General features: G+C 64.5%; 30 protein-coding genes and 1 tRNA gene. 14 read left to right on the top strand and 17 right to left on the bottom strand.

What is annotated here, in order from left to right:
• Positions 1–2: 2 nt before the first annotated feature.
• The gene (locus E8L99_RS04065; RefSeq protein ID WP_137098344.1) at positions 3–1,016 is read right to left on the bottom strand and encodes an alpha/beta fold hydrolase; all 1,014 of its coding nucleotides are present in this window, start codon (positions 1,014–1,016) and stop codon (positions 3–5) included.
• The gene (locus E8L99_RS04060; RefSeq protein ID WP_137098343.1) at positions 1,016–2,719 is read right to left on the bottom strand and encodes an IlvD/Edd family dehydratase; all 1,704 of its coding nucleotides are present in this window, start codon (positions 2,717–2,719) and stop codon (positions 1,016–1,018) included. The genes E8L99_RS04065 and E8L99_RS04060 overlap by 1 nt, the downstream gene beginning before the upstream one ends.
• Before the next feature lie 233 nt (positions 2,720–2,952).
• Between E8L99_RS04060 and E8L99_RS04055 the strand changes: the two genes are divergently transcribed.
• The 4 genes from E8L99_RS04055 to E8L99_RS04040 all read left to right on the top strand — a co-directional run bounded on the left by E8L99_RS04055 (position 2,953) and on the right by E8L99_RS04040 (position 5,598).
• Positions 2,953–3,366 carry a PaaI family thioesterase gene (locus tag E8L99_RS04055; protein ID WP_137098342.1) on the top strand — a complete coding sequence of 138 codons (414 nt, stop codon included), beginning with the start codon at positions 2,953–2,955 and terminating at the stop codon, positions 3,364–3,366.
• 233 nt (positions 3,367–3,599) lie between these two features.
• Positions 3,600–3,938, top strand: a complete 339-nt coding sequence (locus E8L99_RS04050; protein WP_137098341.1) for a hypothetical protein — start codon at positions 3,600–3,602, stop codon at positions 3,936–3,938.
• 192 nt (positions 3,939–4,130) lie between these two features.
• Positions 4,131–4,583 (top strand): DUF3429 domain-containing protein, encoded by a 453-nt coding sequence (locus E8L99_RS04045; RefSeq protein ID WP_137098340.1) that lies wholly within the window; start codon positions 4,131–4,133, stop codon positions 4,581–4,583.
• Positions 4,584–4,659: 76 nt separating this feature from the next.
• Positions 4,660–5,598, top strand: coding sequence for an NAD(P)/FAD-dependent oxidoreductase (locus E8L99_RS04040; protein WP_137098339.1), 939 nt, complete (start codon positions 4,660–4,662; stop codon positions 5,596–5,598).
• Between the two features lie 22 nt (positions 5,599–5,620).
• Here the strand turns inward: E8L99_RS04040 and E8L99_RS04035 are convergent, their stop codons facing one another.
• The 3 genes from E8L99_RS04035 to E8L99_RS04025 all read right to left on the bottom strand — a co-directional run bounded on the left by E8L99_RS04035 (position 5,621) and on the right by E8L99_RS04025 (position 6,479).
• Positions 5,621–6,148 (bottom strand): GNAT family N-acetyltransferase, encoded by a 528-nt coding sequence (locus tag E8L99_RS04035; protein ID WP_137098338.1) that lies wholly within the window; start codon positions 6,146–6,148, stop codon positions 5,621–5,623.
• A gap of 15 nt (positions 6,149–6,163) precedes the next feature.
• Positions 6,164–6,358: a hypothetical protein gene (locus E8L99_RS04030; RefSeq protein WP_137098337.1), complete on the bottom strand. Its 195-nt coding sequence runs from the start codon at positions 6,356–6,358 to the stop codon at positions 6,164–6,166.
• Positions 6,359–6,404: 46 nt separating this feature from the next.
• Positions 6,405–6,479, bottom strand: a tRNA-Gly gene (locus E8L99_RS04025).
• Between the two features lie 237 nt (positions 6,480–6,716).
• Between E8L99_RS04025 and E8L99_RS04020 the strand changes: the two genes are divergently transcribed.
• The 4 genes from E8L99_RS04020 to E8L99_RS04005 all read left to right on the top strand — a co-directional run bounded on the left by E8L99_RS04020 (position 6,717) and on the right by E8L99_RS04005 (position 10,678).
• Complete coding sequence (locus E8L99_RS04020; RefSeq protein ID WP_137098336.1) at positions 6,717–8,042, top strand: cytosine deaminase; 1,326 nt, start codon at positions 6,717–6,719, stop codon at positions 8,040–8,042.
• Entirely contained in the window at positions 8,042–9,463 is a 1,422-nt protein-coding gene (locus tag E8L99_RS04015) for an FAD-binding oxidoreductase (protein WP_137098335.1), read from the top strand. Before E8L99_RS04020 ends, E8L99_RS04015 begins: the two co-directional genes overlap by 1 nt.
• A complete protein-coding gene (locus tag E8L99_RS04010; RefSeq protein WP_137098334.1) occupies positions 9,460–10,041 on the top strand; it encodes an NAD(P)H-dependent oxidoreductase in 582 nt (193 codons plus the stop codon). Before E8L99_RS04015 ends, E8L99_RS04010 begins: the two co-directional genes overlap by 4 nt.
• 130 nt (positions 10,042–10,171) lie before the next feature.
• A complete protein-coding gene (locus tag E8L99_RS04005; protein ID WP_137098333.1) occupies positions 10,172–10,678 on the top strand; it encodes a MarR family winged helix-turn-helix transcriptional regulator in 507 nt (168 codons plus the stop codon).
• A gap of 27 nt (positions 10,679–10,705) precedes the next feature.
• On the opposite strand, the gene E8L99_RS04000 is transcribed toward E8L99_RS04005, so the two are convergent.
• The 5 genes from E8L99_RS04000 to E8L99_RS03980 all read right to left on the bottom strand — a co-directional run bounded on the left by E8L99_RS04000 (position 10,706) and on the right by E8L99_RS03980 (position 16,067).
• Positions 10,706–11,587, bottom strand: coding sequence for an NAD(P)-dependent oxidoreductase (locus E8L99_RS04000; protein WP_137098332.1), 882 nt, complete (start codon positions 11,585–11,587; stop codon positions 10,706–10,708).
• 7 nt (positions 11,588–11,594) lie between these two features.
• Positions 11,595–12,506 carry a carbohydrate ABC transporter permease gene (locus tag E8L99_RS03995; RefSeq protein ID WP_137098331.1) on the bottom strand — a complete coding sequence of 304 codons (912 nt, stop codon included), beginning with the start codon at positions 12,504–12,506 and terminating at the stop codon, positions 11,595–11,597.
• A 15-nt stretch (positions 12,507–12,521) separates the two neighbouring features.
• The gene (locus E8L99_RS03990; protein WP_137098330.1) at positions 12,522–13,487 is read right to left on the bottom strand and encodes a carbohydrate ABC transporter permease; all 966 of its coding nucleotides are present in this window, start codon (positions 13,485–13,487) and stop codon (positions 12,522–12,524) included.
• A 96-nt stretch (positions 13,488–13,583) separates the two neighbouring features.
• Positions 13,584–14,900 (bottom strand): ABC transporter substrate-binding protein, encoded by a 1,317-nt coding sequence (locus E8L99_RS03985; RefSeq protein WP_137098329.1) that lies wholly within the window; start codon positions 14,898–14,900, stop codon positions 13,584–13,586.
• Positions 14,901–15,002: 102 nt separating this feature from the next.
• Positions 15,003–16,067 (bottom strand): ABC transporter ATP-binding protein, encoded by a 1,065-nt coding sequence (locus tag E8L99_RS03980; RefSeq protein WP_137098328.1) that lies wholly within the window; start codon positions 16,065–16,067, stop codon positions 15,003–15,005.
• 231 nt (positions 16,068–16,298) lie between these two features.
• On the opposite strand from E8L99_RS03980, the gene E8L99_RS03975 reads away from it, so the two are divergent.
• Positions 16,299–17,264, top strand: a complete 966-nt coding sequence (locus E8L99_RS03975; RefSeq protein ID WP_137098327.1) for a 2-hydroxyacid dehydrogenase — start codon at positions 16,299–16,301, stop codon at positions 17,262–17,264.
• A gap of 6 nt (positions 17,265–17,270) precedes the next feature.
• On the opposite strand, the gene E8L99_RS03970 is transcribed toward E8L99_RS03975, so the two are convergent.
• Together E8L99_RS03970 and E8L99_RS03965 are read right to left on the bottom strand one after the other, a co-directional pair.
• Positions 17,271–17,723: an NfeD family protein gene (locus E8L99_RS03970; RefSeq protein ID WP_137098326.1), complete on the bottom strand. Its 453-nt coding sequence runs from the start codon at positions 17,721–17,723 to the stop codon at positions 17,271–17,273.
• 13 nt (positions 17,724–17,736) lie between these two features.
• Positions 17,737–18,717 carry an SPFH domain-containing protein gene (locus tag E8L99_RS03965; protein ID WP_137098325.1) on the bottom strand — a complete coding sequence of 327 codons (981 nt, stop codon included), beginning with the start codon at positions 18,715–18,717 and terminating at the stop codon, positions 17,737–17,739.
• A 234-nt stretch (positions 18,718–18,951) separates the two neighbouring features.
• Between E8L99_RS03965 and hemH the strand changes: the two genes are divergently transcribed.
• Positions 18,952–19,983: a ferrochelatase gene (hemH, locus tag E8L99_RS03960; RefSeq protein WP_449301088.1), complete on the top strand. Its 1,032-nt coding sequence runs from the start codon at positions 18,952–18,954 to the stop codon at positions 19,981–19,983.
• Positions 19,984–20,102: 119 nt separating this feature from the next.
• Positions 20,103–20,495 (top strand): hypothetical protein, encoded by a 393-nt coding sequence (locus tag E8L99_RS03955; protein WP_137098323.1) that lies wholly within the window; start codon positions 20,103–20,105, stop codon positions 20,493–20,495.
• Positions 20,496–20,525: 30 nt separating this feature from the next.
• Here E8L99_RS03955 and E8L99_RS03950 read toward each other — a convergent pair whose 3' ends face one another.
• Positions 20,526–21,758, bottom strand: a complete 1,233-nt coding sequence (locus E8L99_RS03950; RefSeq protein ID WP_137098322.1) for a phenylacetate--CoA ligase family protein — start codon at positions 21,756–21,758, stop codon at positions 20,526–20,528.
• A 58-nt stretch (positions 21,759–21,816) separates the two neighbouring features.
• Positions 21,817–22,545 (bottom strand): RluA family pseudouridine synthase, encoded by a 729-nt coding sequence (locus tag E8L99_RS03945; RefSeq protein ID WP_137098321.1) that lies wholly within the window; start codon positions 22,543–22,545, stop codon positions 21,817–21,819.
• On the opposite strand from E8L99_RS03945, the gene ftsY reads away from it, so the two are divergent.
• Positions 22,540–23,661, top strand: a complete 1,122-nt coding sequence (gene ftsY / locus E8L99_RS03940) for a signal recognition particle-docking protein FtsY (RefSeq protein ID WP_252511253.1) — start codon at positions 22,540–22,542, stop codon at positions 23,659–23,661. The genes E8L99_RS03945 and ftsY overlap by 6 nt on opposite strands.
• Before the next feature lie 6 nt (positions 23,662–23,667).
• Here the strand turns inward: ftsY and E8L99_RS03935 are convergent, their stop codons facing one another.
• On the bottom strand, positions 23,668–23,913 hold the full coding sequence (locus E8L99_RS03935) for a hypothetical protein (protein ID WP_137098319.1): 246 nt from the start codon (positions 23,911–23,913) through the stop codon (positions 23,668–23,670).
• Positions 23,914–24,068: 155 nt separating this feature from the next.
• On the opposite strand from E8L99_RS03935, the gene E8L99_RS03930 reads away from it, so the two are divergent.
• Positions 24,069–24,323, top strand: coding sequence for a hypothetical protein (locus E8L99_RS03930; RefSeq protein WP_137098318.1), 255 nt, complete (start codon positions 24,069–24,071; stop codon positions 24,321–24,323).
• Entirely contained in the window at positions 24,320–24,736 is a 417-nt protein-coding gene (locus E8L99_RS03925; protein ID WP_137098317.1) for a metallopeptidase family protein, read from the top strand. The genes E8L99_RS03930 and E8L99_RS03925 overlap by 4 nt, the downstream gene beginning before the upstream one ends.
• A gap of 4 nt (positions 24,737–24,740) precedes the next feature.
• On the opposite strand, the gene E8L99_RS03920 is transcribed toward E8L99_RS03925, so the two are convergent.
• Both E8L99_RS03920 and E8L99_RS03915 read right to left on the bottom strand, forming a co-directional pair.
• Positions 24,741–25,244 carry an SRPBCC family protein gene (locus E8L99_RS03920; RefSeq protein ID WP_137098316.1) on the bottom strand — a complete coding sequence of 168 codons (504 nt, stop codon included), beginning with the start codon at positions 25,242–25,244 and terminating at the stop codon, positions 24,741–24,743.
• A gap of 85 nt (positions 25,245–25,329) precedes the next feature.
• A complete protein-coding gene (locus tag E8L99_RS03915; RefSeq protein ID WP_137098315.1) occupies positions 25,330–26,223 on the bottom strand; it encodes a methyltransferase domain-containing protein in 894 nt (297 codons plus the stop codon).
• Between the last annotated feature and the right edge of the window lie 173 nt (positions 26,224–26,396).

The following is a 26,396-nucleotide window of genomic DNA, read 5'->3' as shown; positions in this document are numbered from 1 at the left end:
GGTCAGCGCCCGAGCAGATCCCGGACAGCCCCACGCAGCATGGCCTGGTCTTCGGCCGACTGGATCGGATTGCCGGCCCGATGGCCCCAGATCGAGGGGATTGGACGAAGCTCGGCATTCGGCATCTGCGCGGTTTCTATCTCGCTGTCGGCCACCGTGAAGTAGAGGTCGGTCGTTGACGGCATGATGATCGAGCGGGCCGTGATGGCGCCGAGCGCCTTGGCCAGATCGCTCTGGTAGGTCGCGTTGTCGGCAATGTCCGACTGGATCCAGGTGTCGATCATCGAGATCAGGTCTTCGGGCTGGCGGCGCAGGAAATTGCCCTCCCAGCCGCGAACCAGATAATCCTCAAGGCTCGAAAAGCCAATGCCGGCCCAGAGCTTCTCGCGATAGAAAGCCTGGCTCATGGCCCAGCCGGCATAGACGCGTCCGAAAGCCCTGAGGGCCGCCACCGGCCGCTGCGTGAACCGGCCGTCGCGATATCCTTCCGCAGAGGTCAGAACGGCGCGGATCCCTTCGAGGAAGACGCGATTGTGCGGGCTTGTGCGCGCCGAAGTGCAGACGGCACAGATCGCCGCAACCTTGTCGGGATGGAGCGCGCCCCAATGCAGGGCCTGCTGGCCGCCCATGGACCAGCCATAGACAAGGGCGAGACGGGTTACACCGAAGACCTCGCGGAGCAGGCGCTCCTGCGCCTGCACATTGTCCCAGTTGGTGAAGACCGGAATCCGGCCGAGGCCGTAGGGTTCGGCGAGGTTGCTCGGCGATGTCGAGAGGCCATTGCCGAGCTGGTTCGGGATGACGATGAACCAGCGGTCGGGGTCAAGGATGCCGTCGCGGCCGATCAGCCAGTCGATGTCGGAGTGGTGGGCGCCATAGGAGGTCGGATAGAGGATGACATTCGACTTGTCGGCGTTGAGCGTGCCGTAGGTCTTGTAGGCCAGATGCGCCTTCGGCAGCGTCAGGCCGCGCTGCAGGACCAGGGGGCCGAGGTCGAATGTCTCGAAATCCGCCATCACGTCTTCTTCTCGACCAGGAAATCGAAGTCGCAGCCCTCATCGGCCTGCAGCACGGAATCGTGGAATAGGCGGGCATAGCCACGGCTTGGGCGCTCGACCTCATAGGCCGTTCCCAGTGCCTGGCGGCGGGTCTCCAGCTCGGCATCGTCGACCAGGAGGTCAATACGGCGCGCCTTGACGTCAAGCGTGATCTGGTCGCCGGAGCGCACCAGCGCCAGCGGCCCGCCCGCCGCCGATTCTGGTGTGATGTGCAGAACGATGGTGCCGAAGGCGGTGCCGGACATGCGGGCGTCCGATATGCGCACCATGTCCTTGACGCCCTGGCGGCCGAGCTTCTTCGGGATTGGCAAATAGCCCGCCTCGGGCATGCCCGGCGCGCCCTTGGGCCCGGCATTGCGCAGCACCAGCACGTCGTCGGCGGTGACGTCGAGATCGGGATCATCGATCCGGTTGGTCATGTCCTCGACACTCTCGAACACCACGGCGCGGCCGGTGTGCTGCATCAGCTTGGCGCTCGCCGCGGCGTGCTTGATGATCGCCCCGCGGGGCGCGAGATTGCCCGACAGAACCGCCATCGAGCCTTCCGACTTGATGGGATTGTCGCGCGGCCGGATCACGTCCTGACCGGGCACGTCCTCCGCGCCTGCTGCGATCTCGGCCAGCGTCTGGCCGGCAACGGTCATGGCCGAGCCGTCGATGAGGGAGCCCAGCTGCTTCAGGAGCTTCGGCACGCCGCCGGCATGGTGGAAATGCTCCATGTAATGGGCGCCCGACGGCTTGAGGTCGACGAGGACCGGCACGTCGCGGCCGATCTCGTCGAACATCTTCAGGTCGAAGCCGTGGGGCGTGCGGTTGGCGATGGCCGAGAGGTGGATAATGCCATTGGTCGAGCCACCGATCGCCTGCATGACCACGGCCGCGTTACGGAAGGCCGCCGGGGTGAGCAATTCGCTGGGCTTGGGTCCACCAGAGACAGCGAGCTGGGCGGCGCGCCGGCCGCTCGCTTCGGCCGAGCGGATGCGTTCGGCATGTGGCGCTGGAATCGACGCCGACATCGGCAGGGACAGGCCGAGCGCCTCGGTGATGCAGGCCATGGTGGAGGCCGTTCCCATCACCATGCAGGTGCCGACCGAGGGTGCGAGACGGCCATTGACCACCTCGATCTCCTCCTCGTCGATCTCGCCGGCACGGTGCATGCCCCAGAGTCTGCGGCAATCGGTGCAGGCGCCCAGCACCTCGCCCTTGTGATGACCGACCACCATGGGGCCGACTGGAACCACGATGGTCGGCAGGTCGACGCTCGCCGCCGCCATGATCTGTGCCGGCAGGGTCTTGTCGCAGCCGCCGATGATCACGACCGCATCCATTGGCTGGGCGCGGACCATTTCCTCGGTGTCCATGGCCATCAGATTGCGCAGGAACATCGAGGTCGGGTGGGCGAAGCTCTCGGCAATCGAAATGGTCGGGAAAACCATGGGCATGCCGCCAGCGAGCATGACGCCGCGCTTCACTGCTTCAATCAATTGGGGCGCATTGCCATGGCAGGGGTTGTAGTCACTGCCGGTATTGGTGATGCCGACGATCGGACGGTCGAGAGCATCGTCGGAATAGCCGGCGGCCTTGATGAAGGCTTTCCGGAGGAACAGCGAGAAGCCGGCATCGCCGTAGCTCGTCAGGCCCTTGCGCAGTCCCTTGGTCATATGTGCACTCCCTTGCGCCCTCATTCCTTCGAAGCGCTTCAAACAACGCTTAGTCGGGGGCGGTTCATTGTCAATCGACGCTGCGGCAAGGCGGCAATGAGGTGTGGCGACTGGGCGCGCTGCCTGATCGGCATGCTTGACAGCGTGGTCGCTGCCGGAGGACGAACCGGCTGATCGAACGGGTCGGACGGACGTGCTCCAGGTGGCACCGACAGGCAGGACAGGGCTTCGGCATGAGCAGCGCAATTCCTGAGGGCTATGAAGCGAGCCCGGTGCTCGACGGCAATTTCGGCCAGAGCCTGGGTCCGCTCTTTCGAAGGCTCGACGGCGGCGGCTTCGCCTTCCGCGTTGGCCCCGAGCATCGCAATGGCCGAGGCATCACCCATGGCGGCGTCCTGATGACCATCGCCGACCAGACGCTCGGCCTCACCGTGCAGAAGGCGATCGACGGCGGACCGGCCGTGACTGTGACGCTCAACTGCGACTTCGTCGATGGAGCCCAGGCGGGCGAACTGATCGAGGTCGAGGCGGCGGTAACCCGCGTCACCAAGTCGCTGGTCTTCGTGAGGGGCGAACTGAAGAGCGGCGGGCGGACCGTCCTCACCGCGGCCGGCATCTGGAAGCGTATGCGGCCGGTCGAGGCCTGATCGATTGGCGCAACACGCTGCTCGTCAGTATCGGATGATTGGGTTCGCCCCAGTGGGCAGTCGCGCTTTGCACTGAACCTTGTTGATGGTCGAGGGCCTCTGTCCTCGGCGCCGATAGAACATGGTTAACGATTGGGCAGTCCAGATTTGGAACTTTACGGCCTGCACGCCGTTTCATGACCGGACGTTCAAAACGTTCGCGACTGCACCCCTCATCTGATCAGGATCGTCCCATGACACGCCCCGTGCTGCGTGGCGTACTGGCCGCGCTTTGTCTCGCCGCTTCCAGCGTCGCGATTGCTGCAGAGGATATGCCGTTGGTCTGCTTGCCCGCCGATGAGGTCGTGGCAACCGTGCTCCTCGACCCCATCACGATGGAAGCCGCCCGGCAGAGCCAACCGAGTGCCTATCGCGTGCTATCTCTTGTGGAGGGCAATCTCGCAAGCCTCGGGGTTGAACTGCTCCTTCCCAATGCGAGGGATGGCGATGCAGCCGCGCGCCATGCGGAGTTGACCCGCGCTGTGCAGGACGAGCTGCTGGCCATCGGCACTCCCGGTATCGCGCGCGATTGAGGCCCATTCCCGGCTCTCACGAGACGTGGTGTGCGATGCTCGCTGCCATCCGGACCTGACACATCTCCCGGGCCTCATCGGATCCATGCTGCGGATCTGGTCCGATCTGCATTCGGGCACGTAGGAGACAGTGGATCATTGTTGCTGCCCATCGGATGATCTGTCCTGCCTGACCGATCCCGCGAGCCAATCATGACCAATCCCGAGAAGATTCCGACTGTCGCCCTGGTGCTTGGCGTCGCCGGGCTCGTGCCCTTCCTGGCCTGTGCCTCGGCGCTCATGCTGAGTTTTCCGCTGCCGCTCATCGGCGCGGGATCGGAGTTGCGCCGCGCCCTGATCATCTACGCGGTCGCCATCCTGTCCTTTCTCGGTGGTGTGCGCTGGGGCATCGCCATGGGCTATTCCGACAGCAAGTTGGTGGTCCGCGATCTCGTGATCTCGGTCGTGCCTGCGCTGGTCGGCTGGTGGGCGGCGCTTCTGTCTCCGCGGCATGATCTCTGGGTCATGGCTGTCGCCTTCGTCGCCCTTGGCCTCCTCGACTATGGCCTTGCGTGCAGGACCGTGGCGCCGGAATGGTACGGCAGATTGCGGCTGGCCTTGTCGGCTGCCGTTGCCGTTATCCTGGGCCTTGCCGCATTCGCGTGAATATCGAACGCCTAGGTCCGCCAGATGGCCCTGAAGGCCGCGAATGTGCGCGGCATGAGATGCGGAACACCACACCATGACACGATCCATCGCCATCATCGGTGCCGGCATGGCGGGGCTGGCTGCGGCCCGCAGGCTGGGCGCCGCGGGCTACAGCATCACGTTGTTTGACAAGAGCCGGGGCGTTGGCGGGCGCATGGCCACACGGCGCCTGGAGTCGCTGCAATTCGACCATGGTGCCCAGTATTTCACGGCACGAGGCGATGCCTTCCGCGCACTTGTTGCCGAGTGGCAGGGGGCAGGCCAGACCGGCGAATGGTTCGATGGTGCCTTTGTCGGAACGCCGGGCATGACGGCGCCGGCCCGCACGATGGTTGGTCACAGCACGCTGATGACCGGCGTTCAGGTCACCGGGCTGGAGCGTCAGCCGGGCGGCTGGTCGGTCCGCACGGCCGACGGCCCCGTCGACATGGACGCCAACGGTTCATTCTCCGCCGTCATCCTCGCTGTCCCGTCGCCGCAGGCTGTTCCTTTGCTGGCGTCTGCCGGCGTTCGGCTGCATGGCGTGGACAAGGCGACCTATGCACCCTGCTGGGCCCTGATGCTGGCATTTGCCGAGCCTGTGCTGGATGCTCCCTACCGACGCTTCACGGATGGACCGATCTCCTGGATCGCGCGCAATTCCAGCAAGCCAGGTCGATCGCCAGCGCCCGAGACTCTCGTCGTGCACGCCTCGCCCGATTGGTCGCGGGCCCATCTTGAGATGGCGCCTGCGGACGCGGCGGCAGCCCTTCTGGCCCATCTCCGCGCGCTGACGGGCATTCCGGCCGAGCCGACCTATTCAGCCGCGCACCGCTGGCGCTATGCGCTGGTGGAGCAGGCTGCGGGCGTTCCGTGCCTCTGGGATTCCGAAGCGCAGATCGGCGCCTGCGGCGACTGGTGTCTTGGCCCGAGGGTCGAGGCGGCCTTCGATAGCGGCGAGGCCATGGCCGCCGCTGTTCTCGCCTCTGATTGATAGAACGGTTCGTCAGGCCCGCTCAGACCGGTTTCGTCCTATCGCCCTGGCCGAGCGGGCGCTGCATGAGCACGCAATCGACCCAGGTGTCGAGTTTCCAGCCGATGGAGGGCAGCACGCCCACCACGGTGAAGCCGCAGGCGCGGTGCAGCGCGATCGAACCGTGGTTGCCGAGATTTCCGATGACCGCGATCATCTGGCGGTATCCGGCTTCAGTCGTGAGATCGATCAGCCGGTTCAGCAGCGCCTTGCCGACGGCGCGCCCTTGCGCGTCCGGCGAGACGTAGACCGAGTTCTCGCAGGCGAAGCGATAGCCCGGACGGGTGCGATAGGCGCTCGCATAGGCATAGCCCTCGATCACGCCATCACGCTCGGAGACGATGTAGGGATAGCCGCCAGAGAGGATCGAAGCCTGCCGCTTGGCCATTTCGGGCTCGTCGGGAGCCTCGTACTCGAACGACGCGCGCCCGTTCAGGACGTTGGGGCCGTAGATGGCGGTGATGGCTGGAATGTCGGCCGGGGTTGCGGCGCGGATGACGCTTGCACCCATCGGACCCGATCCGGATCAAGAGATCCGGACGAAGCGGCGCAGGCGCGAGCGCGGCTTGGAGATGCGGCGGGTGACGGTGACGCCGCGCGGTGCGATCTCGATCTTGCGATCGGCGGAAACGAAGAAACGCGCCGTCTCGGACGCGCCGTCGACCTTGAGGAAATCGGTGTCGATGACACGCATCAGCGATTTCACGGAACCGAAGGTCATCGCACGCCTCGAACAGCGGATAGCCGGAATGGCTGGCTGAAAATATTGGAGCGGGAGAAGGGATTCGAACCCTCGACCCCAACCTTGGCAAGGTTGTGCTCTACCCCTGAGCTACTCCCGCATCCTGGAGCCCTCGGCCGCCGAAGCATTCGAGAGGGCGGTTCTATGCCAAAGGACGTGTCGGATTGCAATGGCCTCCATCGATCTTTTTTCCTGGACCCGTGAAATGCGTGAAACGGAGCCAGGCGCAGGCCGTTCGTTGTGGCACGACCCGGGCGGGTCGTGATCTATTTCGACGGTCGCGCCAGCCCGTTGCGGGCGGTTCAATCCCTTGCGACGCGACGTCCTGGAGTCTCGCATGAATACCGGCTTTGCCTCTGTCCCGACGAGCGGCACATACCGCCTGACCAATGTCACGCTGCCTGCCACGCTTGTCGAAGGCCTTCACCTTTCCGCTGATGCGGATGGTCTGGTCTTGGCGGATATCGTGATCGAAGCTGGTCGCATTGCGGCGATCAGCGTGGCGGGAACGGGCGCTGGACGGGCCATCGATCTGGATCGCGGGATGGTGTTCCCGTGTTTTGTCGAGGCGCATACGCATCTCGACAAGGGGCATATCTGGCCGCGGGCGGCCAATCCGGACGGTTCCTTTCCGGGGGCGCTCCAAACGGTTACCGCGGACCGGCTCGCGCATTGGTCGTCGGAGGATGTGCGCACGCGGATGCGGTTCTCGCTCCGCTCGGCTTTCGCACATGGCACGGCTGCCATCCGGACCCATATCGATTCGACGCCGGATCAGTACCCGATCTCCTGGCCGGTCTTCGCAGAGATGCGGGAGGAATGGTCGGGCCGCATCGATCTGCAGGCCTCTGCATTGTCGAGCATCGATTTCTCCGTCGAGCCCGGCTATCTCGCGGGCCTCGCCGCCACGCTGAAGCGCTTTGGTGGCGGGCTTGGGTCAGTCACCTACATGAGCCCCAATCTGGCCGCGGGTCTCGCCGGACTTTTCGCCTGTGCGCTGGACAATGGGTTGCCGCTCGATTTTCACGTCGACGAGACGCTGGATCCGGCGGCGCAGTCGCTGCGACTGATTGCCGAGGCAGCCATTGCGAACGGCTGGGACTGGAAGCAGCGTGGCCGCATCGTGGTTGGCCATTGCTGCTCGCTGTCGATGCAGGAGCCTGACGAGGTGGAGCGGACGCTCGACGTCGTGGCAAGGGCCGGCCTCGCGGTCGTCTCGCTACCCATGTGCAACATGTATCTGCAGGACCGAACGGCCGGCCGCACGCCGCGTCGGCGGGGCGTCACCCTGCTCCATGAGATGCAGGCACGCGGCATTCCGGTGATGGTGTCGTCCGACAATACCCGCGACCCCTTCTACGCCTATGGCGACCTGGACGCGCTTGAGGTCTATCGGGAAGCGACCCGCATCCTGCATTTCGATCATCCCGTAGGCGACTGGCCGCAGGCAGTGACCAGGACGCCGGCGCAGGCCCGCGGATTTGCGGGACGCGGCGTGATCGCGGTGGGGGCGCCTGCCGATCTTGTGCTTTTCCGCGGGCGGACGTGGACCGAACTCCTGTCCCGCCCGCAGTCGGACCGCACTGTCCTGCGCGCCGGCCATGCCATCGACACGACTTTGCCCGACTATCGCGAACTCGACATGCTGTGGAGCCGAGGCTGATGACCGACTATGACATTGCTGGCCTGAAGGGACGTCTCGGCGGAATCAAGGTCGAGGACAACCCGGCCCTGGTGCAGCAGAAGAGCCGGGACTTCTACTGGTACTCGCCGACGCTCAAGCGCCAGCTCGACCATGTTGTCGGCGATCTCATCGTCTCGCCGACGAGCGAGGCGGAGGTCATCCGTACGCTCCAGGCGGCCTTCGAGCTTGGCATTCCCGTGACGCCGAGAGGAACAGGCACCGGCAATTACGGACAGGCCATGCCCTTGTCCGGCGGCGTTGTTCTCGATCTGTCGGGGCTCAACAAGGTGACCGCGATCCTGCCTGGGCGCTTCGTGGCGGAGGCTGGCACGGTCATCGCGGAGATCGACAAGCTCGCCCGTGCGCAAGGCCAGGAAGTGCGCTTGCACCCCTCAACCTATGCCACCGCTTCCATTGGCGGGTTCGTCGCGGGTGGTTCCGGCGGCATCGGCTCGATCGCCTGGGGCGGCTTGCGCGATTTTGGCAACATCATCCGCCTGAAGGTGGTGACGATGGAGGCCAATCCGCGGGTGCTGGAACTCGCGGGCGAAGACCTGCACAAGGTGGCCCATGCCTATGGCACGAACGGGGTGATCACCGAAGTCGAGATGCCGCTGGGGCCGGCTTATGGCTGGGTCGATCTCATCTTCGGCTTCGACGGTTTCCAGGCCGCCGCCGCCTTCGCCAACGATCTCGGCGAGCAGGATGGCATCGCCAAGAAGAATCTGTCGGTGATCGCGGCGCCGGCCGCGCACAGCTATTTCCTCAGGCATCAGGACTATCTCGCCCGCGACAAGCATGTGGTGATTGCGATGATCGCCGATTTCGCTGTCGATGCGACGCTTGCCTTCGCCCGCCGGGCCGGGGCGGAGCTGATGTTCCGCTCCGATGATGTCGTGCCGGAGGATGGTCGGAAGCTGCCGCCAGGCTTTGAACTGACCTGGAACCATACGACGCTGCGGGCACTGCGCATCGATCCGGCGATCACCTACCTCCAGGTCCTCTATCCCTTTCCGAACCAGGTGGCGCTTGCCGCCAAGCTCTCCGAGCAGTTCGGCGACGAGGTGATCGGCCATCTCGAGTTCGTGCGGTTCGACGGAAAGGTCACCTGTTTCGGCCTGCCCATGGTGCGGTTCACCACGGAGGAGCGGCTGGAGGAGATCATCCGCATTCATGAGGAGATGGGCGCCCCGATCTTCAATCCGCACCGCTACACGCTCGAAGAGGGCGGCATGAAGCAGACGGATGAGGTGCAGCTTGCCTTCAAGCGGGAAGCTGATCCGAAGGGTTTGCTCAATCCCGGCAAGATGATCGCGTGGGAGGATCCCTCCTATGACTACACGTCGGGCAAGACGTTCCTGTTCAAGAGCCTGTCCGAGAAAGGCCCTGACGGACAATGAGGGTCCTGGTCCTCTATTGCCACCCTGACCCGGACAGCTATGGCGCAGCCCTGCATCGCGAGGTCGTTCAGTCGCTGGCCGATGCCGGCCACGAGGTCGACGATTGCGATCTCTATGCCGAGGGGTTTGATCCCGTCATGTCGCGCAGCGAGCGCGTTGGCTATCACCGCATCGGTGACAACACAGCGCCGGTGGCAGTGCATGTTCAGCGGCTGCGTGCCGCCGACGCGCTGGTGCTGGTGTTTCCGGTATGGAATTTCGGCATGCCTGCCATGCTGAAGGGCTACTTCGATCGGGTTTTCCTCCCGGGTGTGTCGTTCGAGATGGTCGAAGGAAAGACCAGGGGCAATCTGACAAACATCAAGAAGGTCGCGGTCGTGACCACCTACGGAGCCACGCGGCTCAAGGCTTTCCTGCTTGGTGATCCGCCTCGGAAGTTTTGCAAGCGCTCATTGAGAGTGATTACTCGGACAACCTCGCCGATCATTTATCTGGCTCACTATGATATGAATCGCTCAACGCCGGTTACCCGGAAATCATTCGTAGAAAATGTAAGGACCCGCTTGGCAAATCTTTGACGCCGGGCAACACTCCTGACCTATTGTCACGGGCGCATCGGAAGCTGTTTACCGACCGGCAGGTTGGTGGCTTTCCGATTTTTGGCATGCGTTTCTCTTTGCCGAAGGCGGCCGGTCCGAGGGGGGACGTATGAACCGCGTAAGGGATGGCGAGCGTCAGGGACGCGAGCCGTACAGGAAGACTGTTGGCGCTCACCTGCAGCATGCGGCGCGGCTGCATCGCATTGCGGTGGCACGAAAACTTGCGACGCTTGGCCTCTATCCCGGCCAGGAGCAGGTGCTGAAGAGCCTCGCCGATTCGGACAGCATGACCATGGGCGATCTGGCTCAGGCTCTTCGGGTCCGCCCGCCGACAGCGTCGAAGACTGTTGGGCGGCTTGCGGCCCAAGGGCTTGTCGAGCGCCGCCTGGCGATCGGCAGTGGTGACGGTCGGCTGGTGATGGTGGCGCTGACGGAGGCCGGGCGGGAGAAGGCGTCGTCAATCGACGACCTCTGGTTTGCCGCCGAGGATGAAATGCTTGCCGATTTCGACCCGAAGGATGTCCGGCGGCTGCGCAAGCTTCTGCGCCGGGTCGAAATGGCCTTTGGTCCGCAGGACGGTTCGGCCGACGATGACGAGGAGGCTGACGCCGAGTAGCCGCGACCCCGGCTGAACCGCCGGGCGTCAGTCCTTGCGGGGGCCCATGGCCCGGTAGGCTTCGATGACGAGAGCATCGTCGGCCTTGCCGAGGCCCATGCCGGAGGCTGCCAGGAACAGCTGGTGAGCCGCCGCCGCCAGGAACAGCGGCGCGCGGGTCGAATGGCCCGCGTCGAGGACGATGCCGAGATCCTTGACGAAGATGTCGACCGCCGATGTCACCGGCGGGTCGTCCATCAGCATGCGTGGACCGCGGTTGTTCAGCATCCAGCTGCCGGCGGCGCTGGAGCCGTAGATTTCCAACAGGAGGGATGGATCCAGCCCGGCGCGCTCGCCGAGGGCCAGCGCCTCTGCAGCGGCGGCAATGTGCACACCGCAGAGCAATTGGTTGATCGTCTTGACCATGGCGCCATCGCCGGCCTTCTCGCCGACATGGAACAGTCGCGAGCCCATGGCCTGCAGGACAGGTTCGGCGGTGTCGTAGATCGTCTTCGGCGCGCCCGCCATGATGGTCAGTGAGCCCGCTTCCGCGCCCACCACGCCACCGGAGACCGGTGCATCGACGAAGCGGCGCTGGGTGGCTTCGACCTTCGCCGCCATGGCGATGGCACGCGCCGGCGCGCAGGTCGCGCACAGGATGACCAAGGCATTGGGGGCGAGCGCATCAAGGCCGCCCGCCTCGAACAGCACGGCTTCCGCCTGGTCGGCATTGACCACCATCAGCACCAGGACGTCAGCGCCTGCAGCAGCCTCGCGGGCATTGCCCGGAGCCGTTCCGCCCTGGCTTTTCAGCCAGTCGAGGGCCGCCGGATTGACGTCGATCCCCCGGACCGCATGGCCGGCCTTGATGAGATTGGCCGCCATGGGACGGCCCATGGCGCCGAGGCCTGCGAATGCGATGGTGGACACGGGAGGCTTACTCCTTCACGGCGCCGGTCATGGCCGAGACATAGTGCTCGACGAAGAAGGCGTAAAGGATGACCAGCGGCAGCGAGCCGACCAGCGCGCCTGCCATCAGCGAACCCCAGCGGAACACGTCGCCGTCGACGAATTCGGAGATGATCGCCACCGGCACCGTCTTGTTGTGGTTCGACGAGATGAAGGTCAGCGCATAGACGAACTCGTTCCAGCAGAGCGTGAAGGCGAAGATGAAGGCCGAGATCAGGCCGGGTACCGCGAGCGGCAGGATGATCTTGACCAGGATCTGCCAGCGGCTCGCGCCATCGACCAGCGCGCATTCCTCCAGCTCATAGGGAATGGTCTTGAAATAGCCCATCAAGAGCCAGGTGCAGAACGGGATCAGGATGGTCGGATAGGTGAGGATCAGCGCGAAGGGCGTGTCGAACAGGCCATAGGCGTAGATGATGGTCGACAGCGGGATGAACAGGATCGAGGGCGGCACGAGATAGGCCAGGAAGATCAGCCCGCCAACGGTGGCCGCGCCCTTGTAGCGGATGCGCACGATCGCATAGGCGGCCAGCACTGAGGCGAAGATCGACAGGAAGGTGGCGCAGACCGCCACCAGCATCGTGTTCCAGAGCCAGGTCGGATAGTTGGAATCGAACAGGAGCTTGTGGACGTGGCGGAGCGTCGGTTCGGTCACCCAGAGCGGGTTGCTGTTCTGCAGGTCAAGCAGCTGGGCATCCGGTTTGATCGACGTGATGACCATCCAGTAGAACGGAAACAGCAGCACGATCATGATGATGATCAGCGGCACATAGACCGTGACCACCTTGCGCGGCAGGTTCTCCAGATAGCTCATGCCCTCGGATGCGTCGGATCCGGACTGCGGCTTGGCGGCGTTCAGGTCGGCGGTCGTGGCTGTCATGTCAGGTCCTCCCGCTCAATCGGTGTTTTCGCCGGCCTGCCACTTGCGACGTTGCAAGCCGAACCAGGACAGCATGATGGTGGCCAGAAGGAAGGGGATCATGGCGGTGGCGATGGCGGCGCCCTCGCCGAGATTGCCGCCGAGAATGCCGCGCTGATATGAGAGCGTCGCCATCAGCTGGGTGGCATTGACCGGGCCGCCGCGGGTCATCGCCCAGATCAGCTGGAAATCGGTGAAGGTGAACAGCACCGAGAAAGTCATGACCACCGCAATGATCGGGGTGAGCAGCGGATAGGTGATGTGGCGGAAGATCTGCCATTTGGTGGCGCCGTCGAGCGTCGCGGCCTCGTAAAGCGAGGGAGACACGGTCTGCAGGCCCGCCAGCAAGGTGATGGCAACAAAGGGAATGCCGCGCCAGATATTGGCGAAGATCACTGAACACTGCGCCAGGAACGGGTCGCCGAGCCAGTTGATGACGCCGCCCTTGGGCAGGAATCCAAGTTTCACCAGGCCCCAGGTGATGACCGAGAACTGGGTATCGAAGATCCACCAGAAGGCGACAGCCGACAGGACCGTCGGCACGATGAACGGGATCAGGACGATCGACCGGATCAACGCCTTGAAGGGCAGATTGTTGTTGAGCAGCAGGGCCAGATAGAGCCCGATCGCAAACTTGATGGCCGAAGCGACCACGGTGAAGACGATGGTGAAGACCAGCGCCCGGATGAAATCCGTATCGCCAACCAGCCACTCATAGTTCTCAAGCCCGATGAAGGTGCCACCCCGACCGATCTTGGCATCGGTGAAGCTGATCCAGATGCCCTTGGCCAGCGGATAGACCAGGAAGAGCACCAGGAAGGCAATGGCCGGGACCATGAACCAGAAACCTAGCCAGTTGCGGTTCCGCTTCAATTGATCCCACGCCGTGACCTCGCGCATCGGCGCTCTGGGTCTCGGGTTGGCGACTGCGGCATCGGCCATGTCTTGCTCCGGCATGAGGTGGGAGAGGCGGCCGACACAGCCGCCTCTCTCGGAGATGAACGAGGGGAGACGCGGCCCTGGGGCCGCGATCCGGCACTAGCGGTAGATGCGCCGCAACTGCCGCTCGGCGAGTGCGATCGCGCCGGCCTCGGTTTCCTTGCCCGTGCAGAAGTTGGCGAACAGATCGACGACGATGAAGTCGGCCATCGCAGTTGCCGCCTTCTCGTTCAGTGGTCCGCGGGCGCCGGCAACCAGGCTGCGCTTGGCCGATTCGCGGAACACCGCGTTCTTCGGATCCGCGGTCCAGACCGGGTTGTTGTCGTAGGCGTTGAGCATGTGGGTGAGATAGCCACCCGCCGCCTCGAGCCAGGGATTGAACTGTTCCGCTTCCAGCACGAAGGCCATGAGGGCCTTGCAGGCATTGGGATAGCGGCTGTAGTTCATCGCCAGCATGGGGAAGGCGAGCTGGATCTCGGCCGGCTTGCCAACCGGTCCCTGCGGCCAGAACGAGTGGTCCATATCGGCGGCGATTTCACGCTGCTTGGCATCCGCCGAGATTTTCGCGGCGGCATAGATCGAGATGCCGTTGGCGGTAAGGTGAAGCTCGCCCGACAGGAAGCCGCGGTTGTTGCTGGCATCGTTCCAGGCAGCGGTGCCGGGAATGAACGTTTCGTAGAGCTGCTTGGCATAGCGCAGCGCCGCGACCGTCTCCGGGGAGTTGATGGTGATCTTCTCCTTGTCGTCGACCTGGTAGGCACCATGCGACCAGAGGAGCCAATGGGCATAGGCGTTGCCATCGCCCGAGGCGCGGCCGAGCGGGAAGCCGGCGGGCGTGCCCTTGGCCTTCAGAGCCTTGCAGAGTTCGAGGAAGCCCGCGGTATCCTTGGGAACTTCCGAGAAGCCAGCAGCCTTGATTGAGGACGTGCGGTAATTGATGTAGCCGCCGTTGACGGCGACGGGGATCGAGATCCACTTGGTGCCGAGCTTGCCATAGGCTTCGGCGAGCGGAACCCAGCCGCCATACTTCTTCCCGAGATAGTCGGCGACATCGCTGACGTCGACGCACTTCTGCGGGAACAGATGGGGCAGCGAATAAAGGCCCCAGAAGATGTCCGGACCAGCGCCGGTATTGGCGGCCACCGACGCCTTCGGCTGAAGATCGTCGAAGCTCTCACTGGTGATGTTCACCTTGACGCCAGTCGCCTGGGTGAAGGCAGCGATCATCTTGTTGAACTGGGCGTCTTCGGCTTCGACGAAACGGCGCCAGCGCAGAAGCGACAGCTGGGCGTTGGCTTCCGGCTTGAACGGTGAGGCCTGAGCCCAGGCCTTGGCCCAGTCGGTCATGCCGGTGCCGGTCAGGGCGCCTGCGGCTGCAGCACCCTGCACAAGCGTGCGTCGTGTCAGATTGGTCATTCATTCCTCCCTTGAGAATTTCCGGGACCCGTCTTTGCGGGTCTGGTCGGATCGTTGGACGAAGCGGGTTGATCCCGCGTCATTGTTTGGGGCGTCGAAACCTCAGTGCTGGGCCAGGTTCTGGCCAGACTCTGCGTCGAACAGATGCGTCACGCGCCGGTCGGTACCGAGCTTGACCTTGTCGCCCGGCTTGAAGTCGTGACGTTCGCGGAACACCGCGATGATATCCTGGTTGCCGATACGGGCGACGACCTGAATTTCAGCGCCAGTCGGCTCGACAACAACGATTTCGGCTTCTGTGCCGCCCTCATTGTCGAGCGTGAAGTGCTCGGGGCGGATGCCGTAGACGGCCGGCTGGTCCTGAACGCCCGCCGGCAGCTTGCCGATCGGCAGCGTCCCGCCGCCTTCGAGCTGGAACGAGGTGCCCTGGATGCGGCCTTTCAGGAAATTCATCGCCGGCGAGCCGATGAAACCGGCCACGAACATGTTGCGCGGATTGTCATAGAGGTCGAGCGGCGCACCCATCTGCTCGACGATGCCATCGTGCATGACGACGATCTTGTCGCCCATGGTCATGGCCTCGATCTGGTCGTGGGTGACGTAGACCGTGGTGGTCTTCAGCCGCTGATGCAGTTCCTTGATCTCGGTGCGCATGGCGACCCGCAGCTTGGCGTCGAGGTTCGACAAGGGCTCATCGAACAGGAACACCTGCGGGTCGCGGACGATCGCGCGGCCCATGGCGACGCGCTGGCGCTGGCCACCGGACAATTGGCGGGGATAGCGATCAAGCAGGGCGCCGAGGTTCAAGATCTCGGCCGCGCGCTTCACCTTGGTGTCGATCTCGCTTGCCGGAGCGTTCCGCAGCTTCAGAGAGAAGCCCATATTGTCGGCAACCGTCATGTGCGGATAGAGCGCGTAATTCTGGAAAACCATGGCGATGTCGCGCTCTTTCGGCGGGACATTGTTGACCACGCGGTCGCCGATGGCGATCTCGCCGCCGGTGATGTTCTCGAGGCCCGCGATCATCCGCAGGAGTGTCGACTTGCCGCAGCCGGAGGGGCCGACCAGCACGACGAACTCGCCGTCGTGAATCGGAACCGATACGCCATGAATGATGGGGGTAGCGCCGAACGCCTTGCGGACGTCGCGGATATCGACGGATGCCATTTCATTTCCTCCCGGGGCATTGCAACCCCAACCTCCGCGCGAAGCCCTTGACCTGAGCTCTCTGATCCGATCCCGTGAGAACGGACGTGGCGGGTGCCTGCCTGTCAGGCGCCAGTGTGGCATGCGGATTTTTGAAATCAAGTGTGATCACGCGCCCGGCACCTCAAGTTCAATCGTTTAAAATCTGACCCTGGGCTGGAAATGGCGCCAAGCGGTCAAGGGAGCAGAGTGATGAGCAAGCCCGATCTTCTGATGACCGGTCCGATGATGCCATTGGTCCAGGAAGGCCTCGCCAAGCGCTTCACGGTGCACAAGCTGTGGGAGGCCGCCGACAAGGAGGCCTTGCTGAACGGGCTGACCCAGTCGATCGTTGCCATTGCCACAGGCAATCATGCCGTGACCGATGCGGCCCTCATGAGCCGCTTCCCCAACCTCAAGATGGTCGGCAGCTTCGGTGTCGGCTACGACGCCGTCGATGCGGCCTGGGCCGGTCAGCACGGGATCGTGGTCACCAACACGCCCGATGTCCTCAACGAGGAGGTCGCCGATACCGCGCTCGGCCTGTTGCTCTGCACGGTGCGCGAATTCCCCCAGACGGACCGTTATCTGCGTGCCGGCAAGTGGCTCGAGAAGCCCTATCCGCTCACCGCCACGCTGCGCGATCGAAAGGTCGGCATTCTCGGTCTCGGACGGATCGGCAAGGCAATCGCCAAGCGGTTGGAAGCCTTTGGTGTGCCGGTGGTCTATCACGGCCGCAACGAACAGAAGGACGTCGCCTACCGCTACTATCCGACGCTCAAGGGCATGGCCGCTGACGTCAATGTGCTGTTGATCGTCGCACCGGGTGGCGCTGCTACCAACAAGATCGTCAACAAGGAGGTTCTGGAGGCCCTGGGTCCCGATGGCATCCTGATCAATGTCGGCCGCGGCTCGGTCGTCGACGAGCAGGCGCTGATCGAAGCACTGGCCTCAAAGACAATCCGCTCCGCCGGTCTCGACGTGTTCGAGGACGAGCCGCGGGTCCCGGCCGAGCTCATCGCCATGGACCACGTCGTGCTGTTTCCCCATGTCGGCTCGGCCTCGGTCTATACGCGGCGCGCCATGGCGCAGCTCGTCGTCGACAATCTGGTCTCGTGGGCCGATGGCAAGGGACCGCTGACGCCGGTTGACGAGACGCCCTGGCCGCCGAAGGCCTGAGTGTCGTCAGGCCGGCGTCACCACAAGGGTGGCGCCGTCCACGGCTCTGACCGTGACGCGGGTGCCTGACGCGCAGTCCGGCCCGGCCACCGACCAGACGGAATCCGCGATGCGCACGCGTCCCCGCCCGGCCTGGATCGGTTCCTCGAGGAGGAACTCCCGGCCGACCAGGGAACTCAGGCGCTCGTTGAGATCAGGCTGGTCGCTGCTGGTGGGCTTGGTGTTGCGGGCAAAAGAAAACCAGGCCGCGACGCTGGCGAGGGAGAGGACCGCAAAGACGCTGATCTGAGCCTGCCAGCCGGCGGCAGGCCAGGCCAGGAAGATCAACCCCGTGGCAACCGCCGCCGAGCCGAGCCAGAGCAGAAAATAGCCGCCGGCCAGCATTTCAGCGATGACCAGCACTGCTGCGAGTGCGATCCAGCCCCATGCACCCATATGGGTGATACCGTCGAGAATCATCACAGCCTCCCGATCAGCTGCCGGCCGATGGCACGCTGCCGCCTCGGCTCGGCGGGCGTAGAACAGTGGTATCCGCGCCGAATGCAGCCTTGGCAATCTCCCCGATGCCGGCGAGAGATCCCAGGATCTGGGTGGTCTCCATGGGCAGCATCAGAACCTTCTGGTTGGGCGACTGTGCCAGCGCTTCGAGGGCCTTCAGGTACTTTTCGGCAACGAAATAATTGACCGACAGGGCATTGCCGCCGGCGATTGCCGCTGACAGCACTTCGGTCGCCTTGGCTTCGGCTGCCGCCTGGCGCTCGCGGGCCTCGGCATCCCGGAAGGCTGCTTCCTTGCGGCCTTCAGCCTCAAGAATCTGCGATTGCTTCTGCCCTTCCGCCCGCAGGATCTCCGATTGGCGCTGGCCCTCGGCCTCCAGGATCACGGCGCGCTTCTCGCGCTCGGCCTTCATCTGCCGGCCCATGGCCGCCACAAGATCGGCTGGAGGCACGATGTCCTTGATCTCGATCCGGTTGACCTTGACCCCCCACGGGGACGCGGCCTGATCGACGACCCGCAGCAGGCGCTCATTGATCTCGTCGCGATGCGACAGCAGCGCGTCGAGGTCCATGGAGCCCATCACGGTGCGGATGTTGGTCATGGCGAGATTGAGCAGGGCAAGATTGAGATTGGTGATCTCGTAGCTGGTCTTGGCCGGATCAAGGGACTGGTAGAAGGCGATGCCGTCGACCGTCACCTTGGCATTGTCCTTGGTGATGACCTCCTGGCTGGGCACGTCCAGAACCTGCTCCATCACGTTCACCTTGTGCCCGACGCGATCGAGATAGGGGATGATGAAGGACAGGCCGGGCTTGAGCGTGCGGACATAGCGACCGAAGCGCTCAACCGTCCACTGATAGCCCTGCGGCACCGTCTTGACGCCCTTGAACACAGTCACGAGGGCGAAGAGCGCAAGCGCGACAAGGGCGATGTCGCTGATGGCGAAGGACGGCATGGCGGTTCTCCAGGCGCAAGCCTAGGCGCGGGTGCGCCATGGCTCAATCGGAATTGGCTGGTCAGCATGGGGCGGCGGCGTGTCGAGCATGTGGCAAGGTATCGCGCCGGATGTTTCGTCCTTACGCGGGCGGCGCTGCGATCCGGCCCGCCGCGCGTAGCGTATCGCCTTCCGCAATCGGCCGTTCCAGCGTATCAAGCCGGTCAGAACGCCGCCTCCTCGATCGAGATGTCCATGCGCGAAATGAAACTCCCTGCCGGCCATGTTCCCGTGAAGACGGGCAAGATCGGCGTGCTGATCATGAACCTGGGCACGCCGGACGCGACCGACTACTGGTCCATGCGCCGCTACCTGAAGGAATTCCTGTCGGACCGTCGCGTGATCGAGACGTCGCGGGCCATCTGGTGGCCGATCCTTAACCTGATCATCCTGCAGACCAGGCCGCAGAAGAAGGGCAAGGACTACGAGACGATCTGGAACAAGGAGCTCAATGAGAGTTTCCTGAAGACCATCACCCGCAATCAGGCCACCAAGCTGGCGGAACGGCTTGGCGCCCTCAGCAGCGACATCGTCGTCGATTGGGCGATGCGTTACGGCAATCCGGCGATCAAGCCGGCGGTCGAGCGGCTGATGGCCCAGGGCTGCGACCGCATTCTCGCTTTCTCGCTCTATCCGCAATATGCAGCGGCGACCACGGCGACGGCGAACGACCATCTGTTTCGCGCGCTGATGACGATGCGCTGGCAACCGACCATCCGGGTGGCGCCGTCCTACCACGACGAGCCGGCCTATATTCAGGCGCTCGCCCAGTCGGTGCGCGATCACCTCTCCAAGCTTGATTTCGAGCCGGAGGTCATCCTCGCCTCGTTCCACGGCATGCCGAAGTCCTATCTGATGGCCGGCGACCCCTATCATTGCCAATGCGCCAAGACCGCGCGGCTGCTGCGCGAAGAACTCGGCCTTGCCCCAGACAGGCTGATGATGACGTTCCAGTCGCGCTTTGGGCCTGACGAATGGCTGAAGCCCTATACCGACGAGACGGTGGAGGCCCTGGCGAAAAGGGGCGTCAAGCGGATGGCGATCCTCGCCCCGGCCTTCTCGGCGGATTGCCTGGAGACACTCGAGGAGCTTGACGGCGAAAACCGGCACATCTTCGAGGGTAATGGCGGCGAGAAGTTCACCTACATCCCCTGCCTCAATGACAGCGAACTGGGGATGAATGTCATCCAGACCGTCGTCGAGCGCGAGCTCCAGGGCTGGATCTGACGGGGGCGTTCACGCGGCGCGAAATCTGATTGGCGCTGTCACGGCGCGAAGTGGAAATGCGGAGGCTTCAGATCGGCGCGCTCCGCGGCCCAGGCCGCTGCATGCCCCCGCAGGTTTCCATGAAGACGCTGTTGCTTGTCCACATCCCCCGCACCCTTCTCGGCCTTCTGTTCCTTGTCAGTGCCGTCGATGGATTCTGGTTCATCTTCACGGGCGGGCACCTGATCAATCCGCCGGTCTCTCCGAAGGGCCACGAATTCGAACTGGCGCTCCAGAATTCCGGCTTCTTCTGGCCGTTCCTGAAGACCATCAATCTCGCCGGCGCGCTCAGCCTCATCCTCAACATCGTGCCGGCCTTCGGCCTGGCGCTGATCGCGCCGGTCATGGCGACGATCGTGCTGTTCCACGCCGTCATCAACCCGCAGGGCCTGCCGATCGCCGGCATCCTGGTGGTGCTGGGCCTGATGCTGGTCGTGGCCTATCGCGATCGCTACGCGGTGATGTTCCGCTAGAGCGCCTCGTCGACGGCGATTCCGGCCGGCTCAGCCGACCGGCCGGATATCGTCGATCACCTTGCCGTCATTGGGCAGGCTGCCGGGCTTCACTGGCTCGACGGCGCCCTTGAGCTTCAGAACGCTCTGAATCGTCGCACCCACCGACAGCAGGAATTCCGGCTTCTTGTCGCGCGTCTCCGCTTTCAGGACCATCGTGTCCTGCTCGCCATCGCGCGCCACGACGAGGCGCGCGCGGGTGATCTCCGGATGGCGCTTCAGCACCTCGGCGATCTGTTCGGGGCGGACGAACATGCCCTTCACCTTGGCGGTCTGGTCGGCGCGGCCCATCCAGCCCTTGATGCGCATGTTGGTGCGGCCGCAGGGCGAAGCGCCCGGCAGTTCGGCGGTCAGGTCGCCGGTCGCCAAGCGGATGAGCGGGTGGTGGGTGTCAAGAACGGTGACAACGATCTCGCCGACCTCTCCGGCCACCACCGGGTCGCCTGTGCCAGGGCGGACGATTTCAAGGATCACGTCCTCGTTCAGCACCAGCCCCTGGCGCGCCTCGGTCTCGTAGGCAATGACGCCGCATTCGGCGATGGCATAGGCCTGATAGGCGTCGACGCCGCGGGATGCCAATTCCTTCTGCAGCGAGGGCGGGAAGGCCGCGCCCGATACCAGCGCCTTGGTGATGGACGAGGCGTCACGGCCGCGCTCCTTGGCGGCGTCGAGCAGGATCTTGAGGAAGTCCGGCACACCGGTATAGGCGGCCGGGCGGTAGGCCTCGATCAGGTCGAGCTGCGCCTCGGTATTGCCCGGGCCTGCCGGGATCACGGCGCAGCCCATCGCACGGGCGCCGGAATCGAAGCACCAGGCGCCGGGGGTGAGGTGATAGGAAAAGGTGTTGAGCACGATGTCTCCGCGCTTGAACCCGGCAGCCGATAGCGAGCGGGCAAGGCGCCAGACATCATGGCCGATCGGCTCGGGCTCGAAGATCGGGCCGGGCGACATGAACAGCCGTCCGAACGAGCCTGCCTTGCCCGGCACGAAGCCGCCGAAGGGCAGATTGGCTTTCTGGAGTGCCGGCAGGTCGGACTTCCGCTGCACTGGCAGCTGGGCGAGTGCGGCGCGCGAGGTGATCGCTCGGGGATCGATCTTGCCGAAGTGGCGCTTGAAGCCCGGGGCTTTCATCGCCGCGGCGAGCACAGCTGGCAGACGCTTGAACAGGTCCTTCTCGCGGGCGCCAGGCTCGCGAACTTCCTTCTTGTCGTAATGGCCGGCCATTGTTTTTCGCTCCCTTTGGCTTGAAGCCTAGCAAAGCCGAACGAAAAGGCGACTCGCCCTAAGGACTAGGCGCAAACCCGCATTTGGCCAGCTCTGCCGCCATGTGGCTGGGCACGGTTGCCTCGGCCGCTATGGCGGGCTTGTTCGGGGCGAAAGGCAGGCTGATCGATCGGGCGAGCAGGTGCAGGCCAGGGCCACCGTGGCGCGGTGCCGAGCCATAGATGGGGTCGCCGAGGATCGGATAGCCCATGGCCTGGCAATGCAGGCGCAATTGATGGGTGCGGCCGGTGACCGGTTCCAGCGCCAACCAGGTCCGCCCCTCGCCGCGGCCGAGAACGCGGAAGAGGGTGGTGGCCTTCTGACCCTGCGGATCGATCTTCATCCACCAGCCGCGTTTCGGATCGCGCGGGCTCATGGCGAGGTCGATCGTGCCCTCGTCTTCGGCCGGCCCGCCCTCGACGACGGCCCAATAGGTCTTCTTCACCTCATTGCGCTTGAACAGATCGGCCAGCCTGACAAGTGCCTTGTGATGGCGGCCAAGCACCAGGCAGCCGGCGGTTTCCTTGTCGAGACGATGGGCAAGCTCGGGATCGCGCGGCAGGCCGAAGCGCAATGCGCCGAGATTGTCGGCGAGATTGGGCCCGCCGCCCGGTCCCTTGTGGACCGGCAGGCCGGCGGGCTTGTCGAGGATCAGCACGCTGGCGTCACGGTGGAGCAGCCGCGGGATGAGGCCGAGGGGATCGGGAACGGACGGATGGTCCGGTTTGGTCGGGCTGGGTGCTTGCATCGCGGGCAAGGAACGCTCAAGAACGCCGCGAAAGTCAAACCCTGCGGAGACGACCTGCCCATGACCGACGAGCCGAAGAAGACCGGATTCTTCAAAAGGCTGTTCGGCGGACAGGATGGCGCAGCCGAGCCTGCGGTCGCCGATGCGCCTGTTGCGCCGATTCCGTCTGCTATTCCCACGCCGGACCAGCCGAAGAAGAAATGGTGGCAGCGGCTGAAGGATGGGCTGTCGCGCACCTCGTCCAATCTCGGGCGCGGCGTCACCGAGCTCTTCACCAAGCGGAAGCTGGATACGGACACGCTCGAGGAGCTGGAAGATCTGCTCATCCAGGCGGATCTCGGTGTCGATACGGCGGCCCGGATCACGGCCGAATTGTCGAAAGGCCGTTTTGGCAAGGACATCGCGCCCGAAGAGGTGCGTGCCGTTCTGGCCGAGGAGATCGAGAAGACACTGACCCCGGTGGCGAAGCCGCTGGTCATCGATCCCGCGGCGCGGCCCTTCGTCGTGCTGGTTGTCGGCGTGAATGGCGCCGGCAAGACCACGACCATCGGCAAGCTCGCCGCGAAATTCCGCGCCGAGGGGCGTCAGGTCATGCTGGCGGCTGGCGATACGTTCCGCGCAGCCGCCATCGAGCAGCTGAAGATCTGGGGTGAGCGGACAGGTGTGCCGGTGATCGCCCGCGAGCAGGGTGCGGATGCAGCAGGTCTTGCCTTCGACGCGATGAAGGCTGCGAAGGATGCCGGCACAGACGTGCTGATCATGGATACGGCCGGCCGCCTACAGAACAAGACGGAGCTGATGGCCGAGCTGGAAAAGGTCATCCGCGTCATCCGCAAGGGCGACCCGGCGGGACCCCACGCAGTGCTGCTGGTGCTGGACGCAACTACCGGCCAGAACGCGGTCTCGCAGGTCGAGGTGTTCGGCAGGACCGCCGGTGTCACCGGACTGGTGATGACCAAGCTCGACGGGACGGCGCGCGGCGGTATCCTGGTCTCGGTCGCCGCCAAGTCCGGCCTGCCGGTTCACTTCATTGGGGTTGGCGAGGGCGTCGACGATCTCGAGCCGTTCGCGGCGCGGGACTTTGCCCGTGCGCTTGTCGGTCTCGACGAAGGCTGAGCGGGATCAGCGGCAGGCGTGATGGGGGGCGCCGTGCCGATGCGGCCGGCAGATGCGCACCCGGTGATGTGGGTGGGCGGGCGCAACCACGCTGCTCGACGGCTGGAAATAGACCGTCTGCGCGGTGGTGATCGGACGGTAGACCACGGGCCGGTCGTAGCCGAACCAGCCGAGCCAGGAGGCTTCGGCGGTGGAGGGGCACGCGAACGACAGGCAGACCAGCGCGGAGGCGGTCAGGAGATGGCGGATCATGGCGTCTTCCTGCGGCGGATGGACGTTTGGACTATGTCGGCGATCCGGCTAACGCGGCCTTTACCACGCTGATGCTGGCAGCCTTTCGCCGAGCAGGGTGAACAAAAGATTTCCGCGCGTTTCCCCGCGCGTCGCGATTGGCCTATGATCGGACCATGACCAACCGGCCGCCAGAACATCCCGATGATCGCGCAAGGCGCGAGGAGGCCGAGCGCATCCTGGCGCGCACCCACCGGGATTCCGCGCCAATCGCCGGATCGGCCGTCAGCCGCAGCGTCGACTTCCTCACGGCCAAGGGCGAGGGCGACGATCCCGCCGAGATCTGGGGCAAGCGGGTTGGCCGCGGCCTGGCTGTCATCATCGGCATTGGCTGCCTGATCTTTCTCTATCTGACCTATGTTGCCCGATGAATCCCAGCATCGCCGACTTCAGCGGGCTCAAAGCCCCCGATCTCGAAGCCTTCGAGGCGATCGCGCATGAGGCCTATGCCGGCCTGCCGGAGACGTTCCGCGCCTTGTGCAAGGATCTGGTCATCCGCGTCGATGACTTCCCGACCGAAGAGGTGCTCAAGGAGATGGAAGCCGAGACGGATTTCGATCTGCTCGGGCTCTTCCAGGGCGTTGGCCTGCCGTTCCAGTCGGTTGATCATTCCGGCGGGATGCCGAACATGATCTGGCTCTATCGGCGGCCGATCCTCGACTATTGGGCCGAGCATGACGAGACACTCGGCGATGTTATCGCCCACGTGCTGGTGCACGAGATTGGCCACCATTTCGGCCTGTCGGACGATGACATGGAGGCTATCGAGAAACGGGAGGATTAGGCCCTCAGCCCTTCTTCCAGCTCCACCACTTCTTCTTGGCCTCCGGCATCTCCTCGCCGGGCGGGGGCGGAGCAACCACCTTGCCGAAGCTCTCGAAGAACTCGCCGGCCAGCTTCTTGGCGGTGGCGTCGATCAGGCGCGAGCCGAGCTGGGCGATCTTGCCGGAGATCTGGCTCTTCACGTCGTAGTGCAGGATCGTGACGTCGTCGCTCTCGGGCTCGAGGCGAACCGTGGCACCACCCTTGGCCATGCCGGCGACGCCGCCATTGCCTTCACCCGTGATGACATAGCCGTTCGGCGGATCGATATCCGACAGTGTCACCGAGCCTGTGAAGGTCGCCTTGACCGGGCCGATCTTGAGGACGGCCTTGGCGGTGAAGCCGTTATCGCCGGTGCGATCCAGGCTCTGGCAGCCGGGAATGCACTGCTTCAGCACCTCGGGGTCGTTCAGCGCGGCCCAGACGACCTCGCGCGGGGCCTGGATACGCTGCGAGCCTGTCATGTCCATGGAAGTCGTCCCGAGTTTGTGGGTGAATGCCGGAAGGGCGGAGACTCTAGGGCGTGGCGAGGCCCGGTGTCGAGACGGAGTTTGCTCAGCCCGCCTTGTCGCCTGCGGGCAGCTCGATGGCGTTCAATGCGTCGGCGAGCCTGGCCTTGGCCGAGCCAGGCTTCAGCGGCTTTTGCTGGCTCTCGTGCGGTGACCAGCCCGACAGGGTGATGATCTGGAACGTGGCTCGGATGCGCCCATCCGGATCAGCGAATCGCTGCTGGTAGATCTCGGCCATGCGGATGAGTGTCGCGCGTCGCAGCGGTGTGCGGCGGCGGTCCACCAGGGGGTTCGTTGCACCCATGGCCCTCAGATCGTGCATCAGGGCGAAGACATTGGCGTAGCGCACCGTCAGCCGGTCCGTGTCGGTGACCGGCAGAGCGAAACCGGCGCGTTGCAGCAGCTGGCCGACGTCCCTGACATCGGCAAAGGGCGCGACCCTCGGGCTGAGGCCACCCTCGACCTCAGCTTCCGCCTCGGCGAAACTCTGGCGAAGCTCGGTCAGCGTGTCGCCACCCAGCATGGCTGCCAGGAACAAGCCGTCAGGTTTCAGGGCCCTGCGAATCTGAATGAACGCGCCTGGCAGATCATCGACGACATGCAGGCCGAGACCGGAGACAACAAGATCGAGCGAGCCCGCCCGGAACGGCAGCGCTTCGGCGGGGGCGACCACGACAGGTCGTTGCCGGGCCGCGGCAAGCGCCGCAGCGGTCTCCGTGCCGATGATGCCGGTATAGCCCCGCTCCGCCAGCATCGTGCGCACGGCATCGGTGGGCGAGGCCCAATCGACAATGATCTTGAACTGCCGATGGATCAGGGCGAGGCGGTCGGCAAGATCCTCCGCCACCGGTGCCATCAGGAAGTCGGCCGGCACGCCGCGCGCGGCGCGGAGCCGGCGCTGGATCAGGAGGTCGGTATCGAAATGGCGTGGGGCGCTCATGTCAGGGATATGGCGTTTACCGGCGCCTTGGTCAAACCCGCGGCGGCCGCGTCAGACAGGTGCATCCTGCACGAAAAAGGGCCCTTCATCCGAAGAGGAAGGGCCCTGAGTCTCAGAAGAGTCCACGACGCACGCCCTCGCTGGAAGGAGCTGCGGACGCTCATACGATAAGC

Origin of the sequence: Phreatobacter aquaticus (assembly GCF_005160265.1) — a bacterium.
Taxonomy (GTDB): Bacteria; Pseudomonadota; Alphaproteobacteria; order Rhizobiales; family Phreatobacteraceae; genus Phreatobacter; species Phreatobacter aquaticus.
This window is presented reverse-complemented; position numbering and strand designations above follow the sequence as displayed.

Bases quoted from the DNA above. Each gene is read 5' to 3' on its own strand.
- E8L99_RS04065 (WP_137098344.1), bottom strand. From the start codon at position 1,016: ATGGCGGATTTCGAGACATTCGACCTCGGCCCCCTGGTCCTGCAGCGC.
- E8L99_RS04060 (WP_137098343.1), bottom strand. From the start codon at position 2,719: ATGACCAAGGGACTGCGCAAGGGCCTGACGAGCTACGGCGATGCCGGC.
- E8L99_RS04055 (WP_137098342.1), top strand. From the start codon at position 2,953: ATGAGCAGCGCAATTCCTGAGGGCTATGAAGCGAGCCCGGTGCTCGAC.
- E8L99_RS04050 (WP_137098341.1), top strand. From the start codon at position 3,600: ATGACACGCCCCGTGCTGCGTGGCGTACTGGCCGCGCTTTGTCTCGCC.
- E8L99_RS04045 (WP_137098340.1), top strand. From the start codon at position 4,131: ATGACCAATCCCGAGAAGATTCCGACTGTCGCCCTGGTGCTTGGCGTC.
- E8L99_RS04040 (WP_137098339.1), top strand. From the start codon at position 4,660: ATGACACGATCCATCGCCATCATCGGTGCCGGCATGGCGGGGCTGGCT.
- E8L99_RS04035 (WP_137098338.1), bottom strand. From the start codon at position 6,148: ATGGGTGCAAGCGTCATCCGCGCCGCAACCCCGGCCGACATTCCAGCC.
- E8L99_RS04030 (WP_137098337.1), bottom strand. From the start codon at position 6,358: ATGACCTTCGGTTCCGTGAAATCGCTGATGCGTGTCATCGACACCGAT.
- E8L99_RS04020 (WP_137098336.1), top strand. From the start codon at position 6,717: ATGAATACCGGCTTTGCCTCTGTCCCGACGAGCGGCACATACCGCCTG.
- E8L99_RS04015 (WP_137098335.1), top strand. From the start codon at position 8,042: ATGACCGACTATGACATTGCTGGCCTGAAGGGACGTCTCGGCGGAATC.
- E8L99_RS04010 (WP_137098334.1), top strand. From the start codon at position 9,460: ATGAGGGTCCTGGTCCTCTATTGCCACCCTGACCCGGACAGCTATGGC.
- E8L99_RS04005 (WP_137098333.1), top strand. From the start codon at position 10,172: ATGAACCGCGTAAGGGATGGCGAGCGTCAGGGACGCGAGCCGTACAGG.
- E8L99_RS03995 (WP_137098331.1), bottom strand. From the start codon at position 12,506: ATGACAGCCACGACCGCCGACCTGAACGCCGCCAAGCCGCAGTCCGGA.
- E8L99_RS03990 (WP_137098330.1), bottom strand. From the start codon at position 13,487: ATGGCCGATGCCGCAGTCGCCAACCCGAGACCCAGAGCGCCGATGCGC.
- E8L99_RS03985 (WP_137098329.1), bottom strand. From the start codon at position 14,900: ATGACCAATCTGACACGACGCACGCTTGTGCAGGGTGCTGCAGCCGCA.
- E8L99_RS03980 (WP_137098328.1), bottom strand. From the start codon at position 16,067: ATGGCATCCGTCGATATCCGCGACGTCCGCAAGGCGTTCGGCGCTACC.
- E8L99_RS03975 (WP_137098327.1), top strand. From the start codon at position 16,299: ATGAGCAAGCCCGATCTTCTGATGACCGGTCCGATGATGCCATTGGTC.
- E8L99_RS03970 (WP_137098326.1), bottom strand. From the start codon at position 17,723: ATGATTCTCGACGGTATCACCCATATGGGTGCATGGGGCTGGATCGCA.
- E8L99_RS03965 (WP_137098325.1), bottom strand. From the start codon at position 18,717: ATGCCGTCCTTCGCCATCAGCGACATCGCCCTTGTCGCGCTTGCGCTC.
- hemH (WP_449301088.1), top strand. From the start codon at position 18,952: ATGCGCGAAATGAAACTCCCTGCCGGCCATGTTCCCGTGAAGACGGGC.
- E8L99_RS03955 (WP_137098323.1), top strand. From the start codon at position 20,103: ATGAAGACGCTGTTGCTTGTCCACATCCCCCGCACCCTTCTCGGCCTT.
- E8L99_RS03950 (WP_137098322.1), bottom strand. From the start codon at position 21,758: ATGGCCGGCCATTACGACAAGAAGGAAGTTCGCGAGCCTGGCGCCCGC.
- E8L99_RS03945 (WP_137098321.1), bottom strand. From the start codon at position 22,545: ATGCAAGCACCCAGCCCGACCAAACCGGACCATCCGTCCGTTCCCGAT.
- E8L99_RS03935 (WP_137098319.1), bottom strand. From the start codon at position 23,913: ATGATCCGCCATCTCCTGACCGCCTCCGCGCTGGTCTGCCTGTCGTTC.
- E8L99_RS03930 (WP_137098318.1), top strand. From the start codon at position 24,069: ATGACCAACCGGCCGCCAGAACATCCCGATGATCGCGCAAGGCGCGAG.
- E8L99_RS03925 (WP_137098317.1), top strand. From the start codon at position 24,320: ATGAATCCCAGCATCGCCGACTTCAGCGGGCTCAAAGCCCCCGATCTC.
- E8L99_RS03920 (WP_137098316.1), bottom strand. From the start codon at position 25,244: ATGGACATGACAGGCTCGCAGCGTATCCAGGCCCCGCGCGAGGTCGTC.
- E8L99_RS03915 (WP_137098315.1), bottom strand. From the start codon at position 26,223: ATGAGCGCCCCACGCCATTTCGATACCGACCTCCTGATCCAGCGCCGG.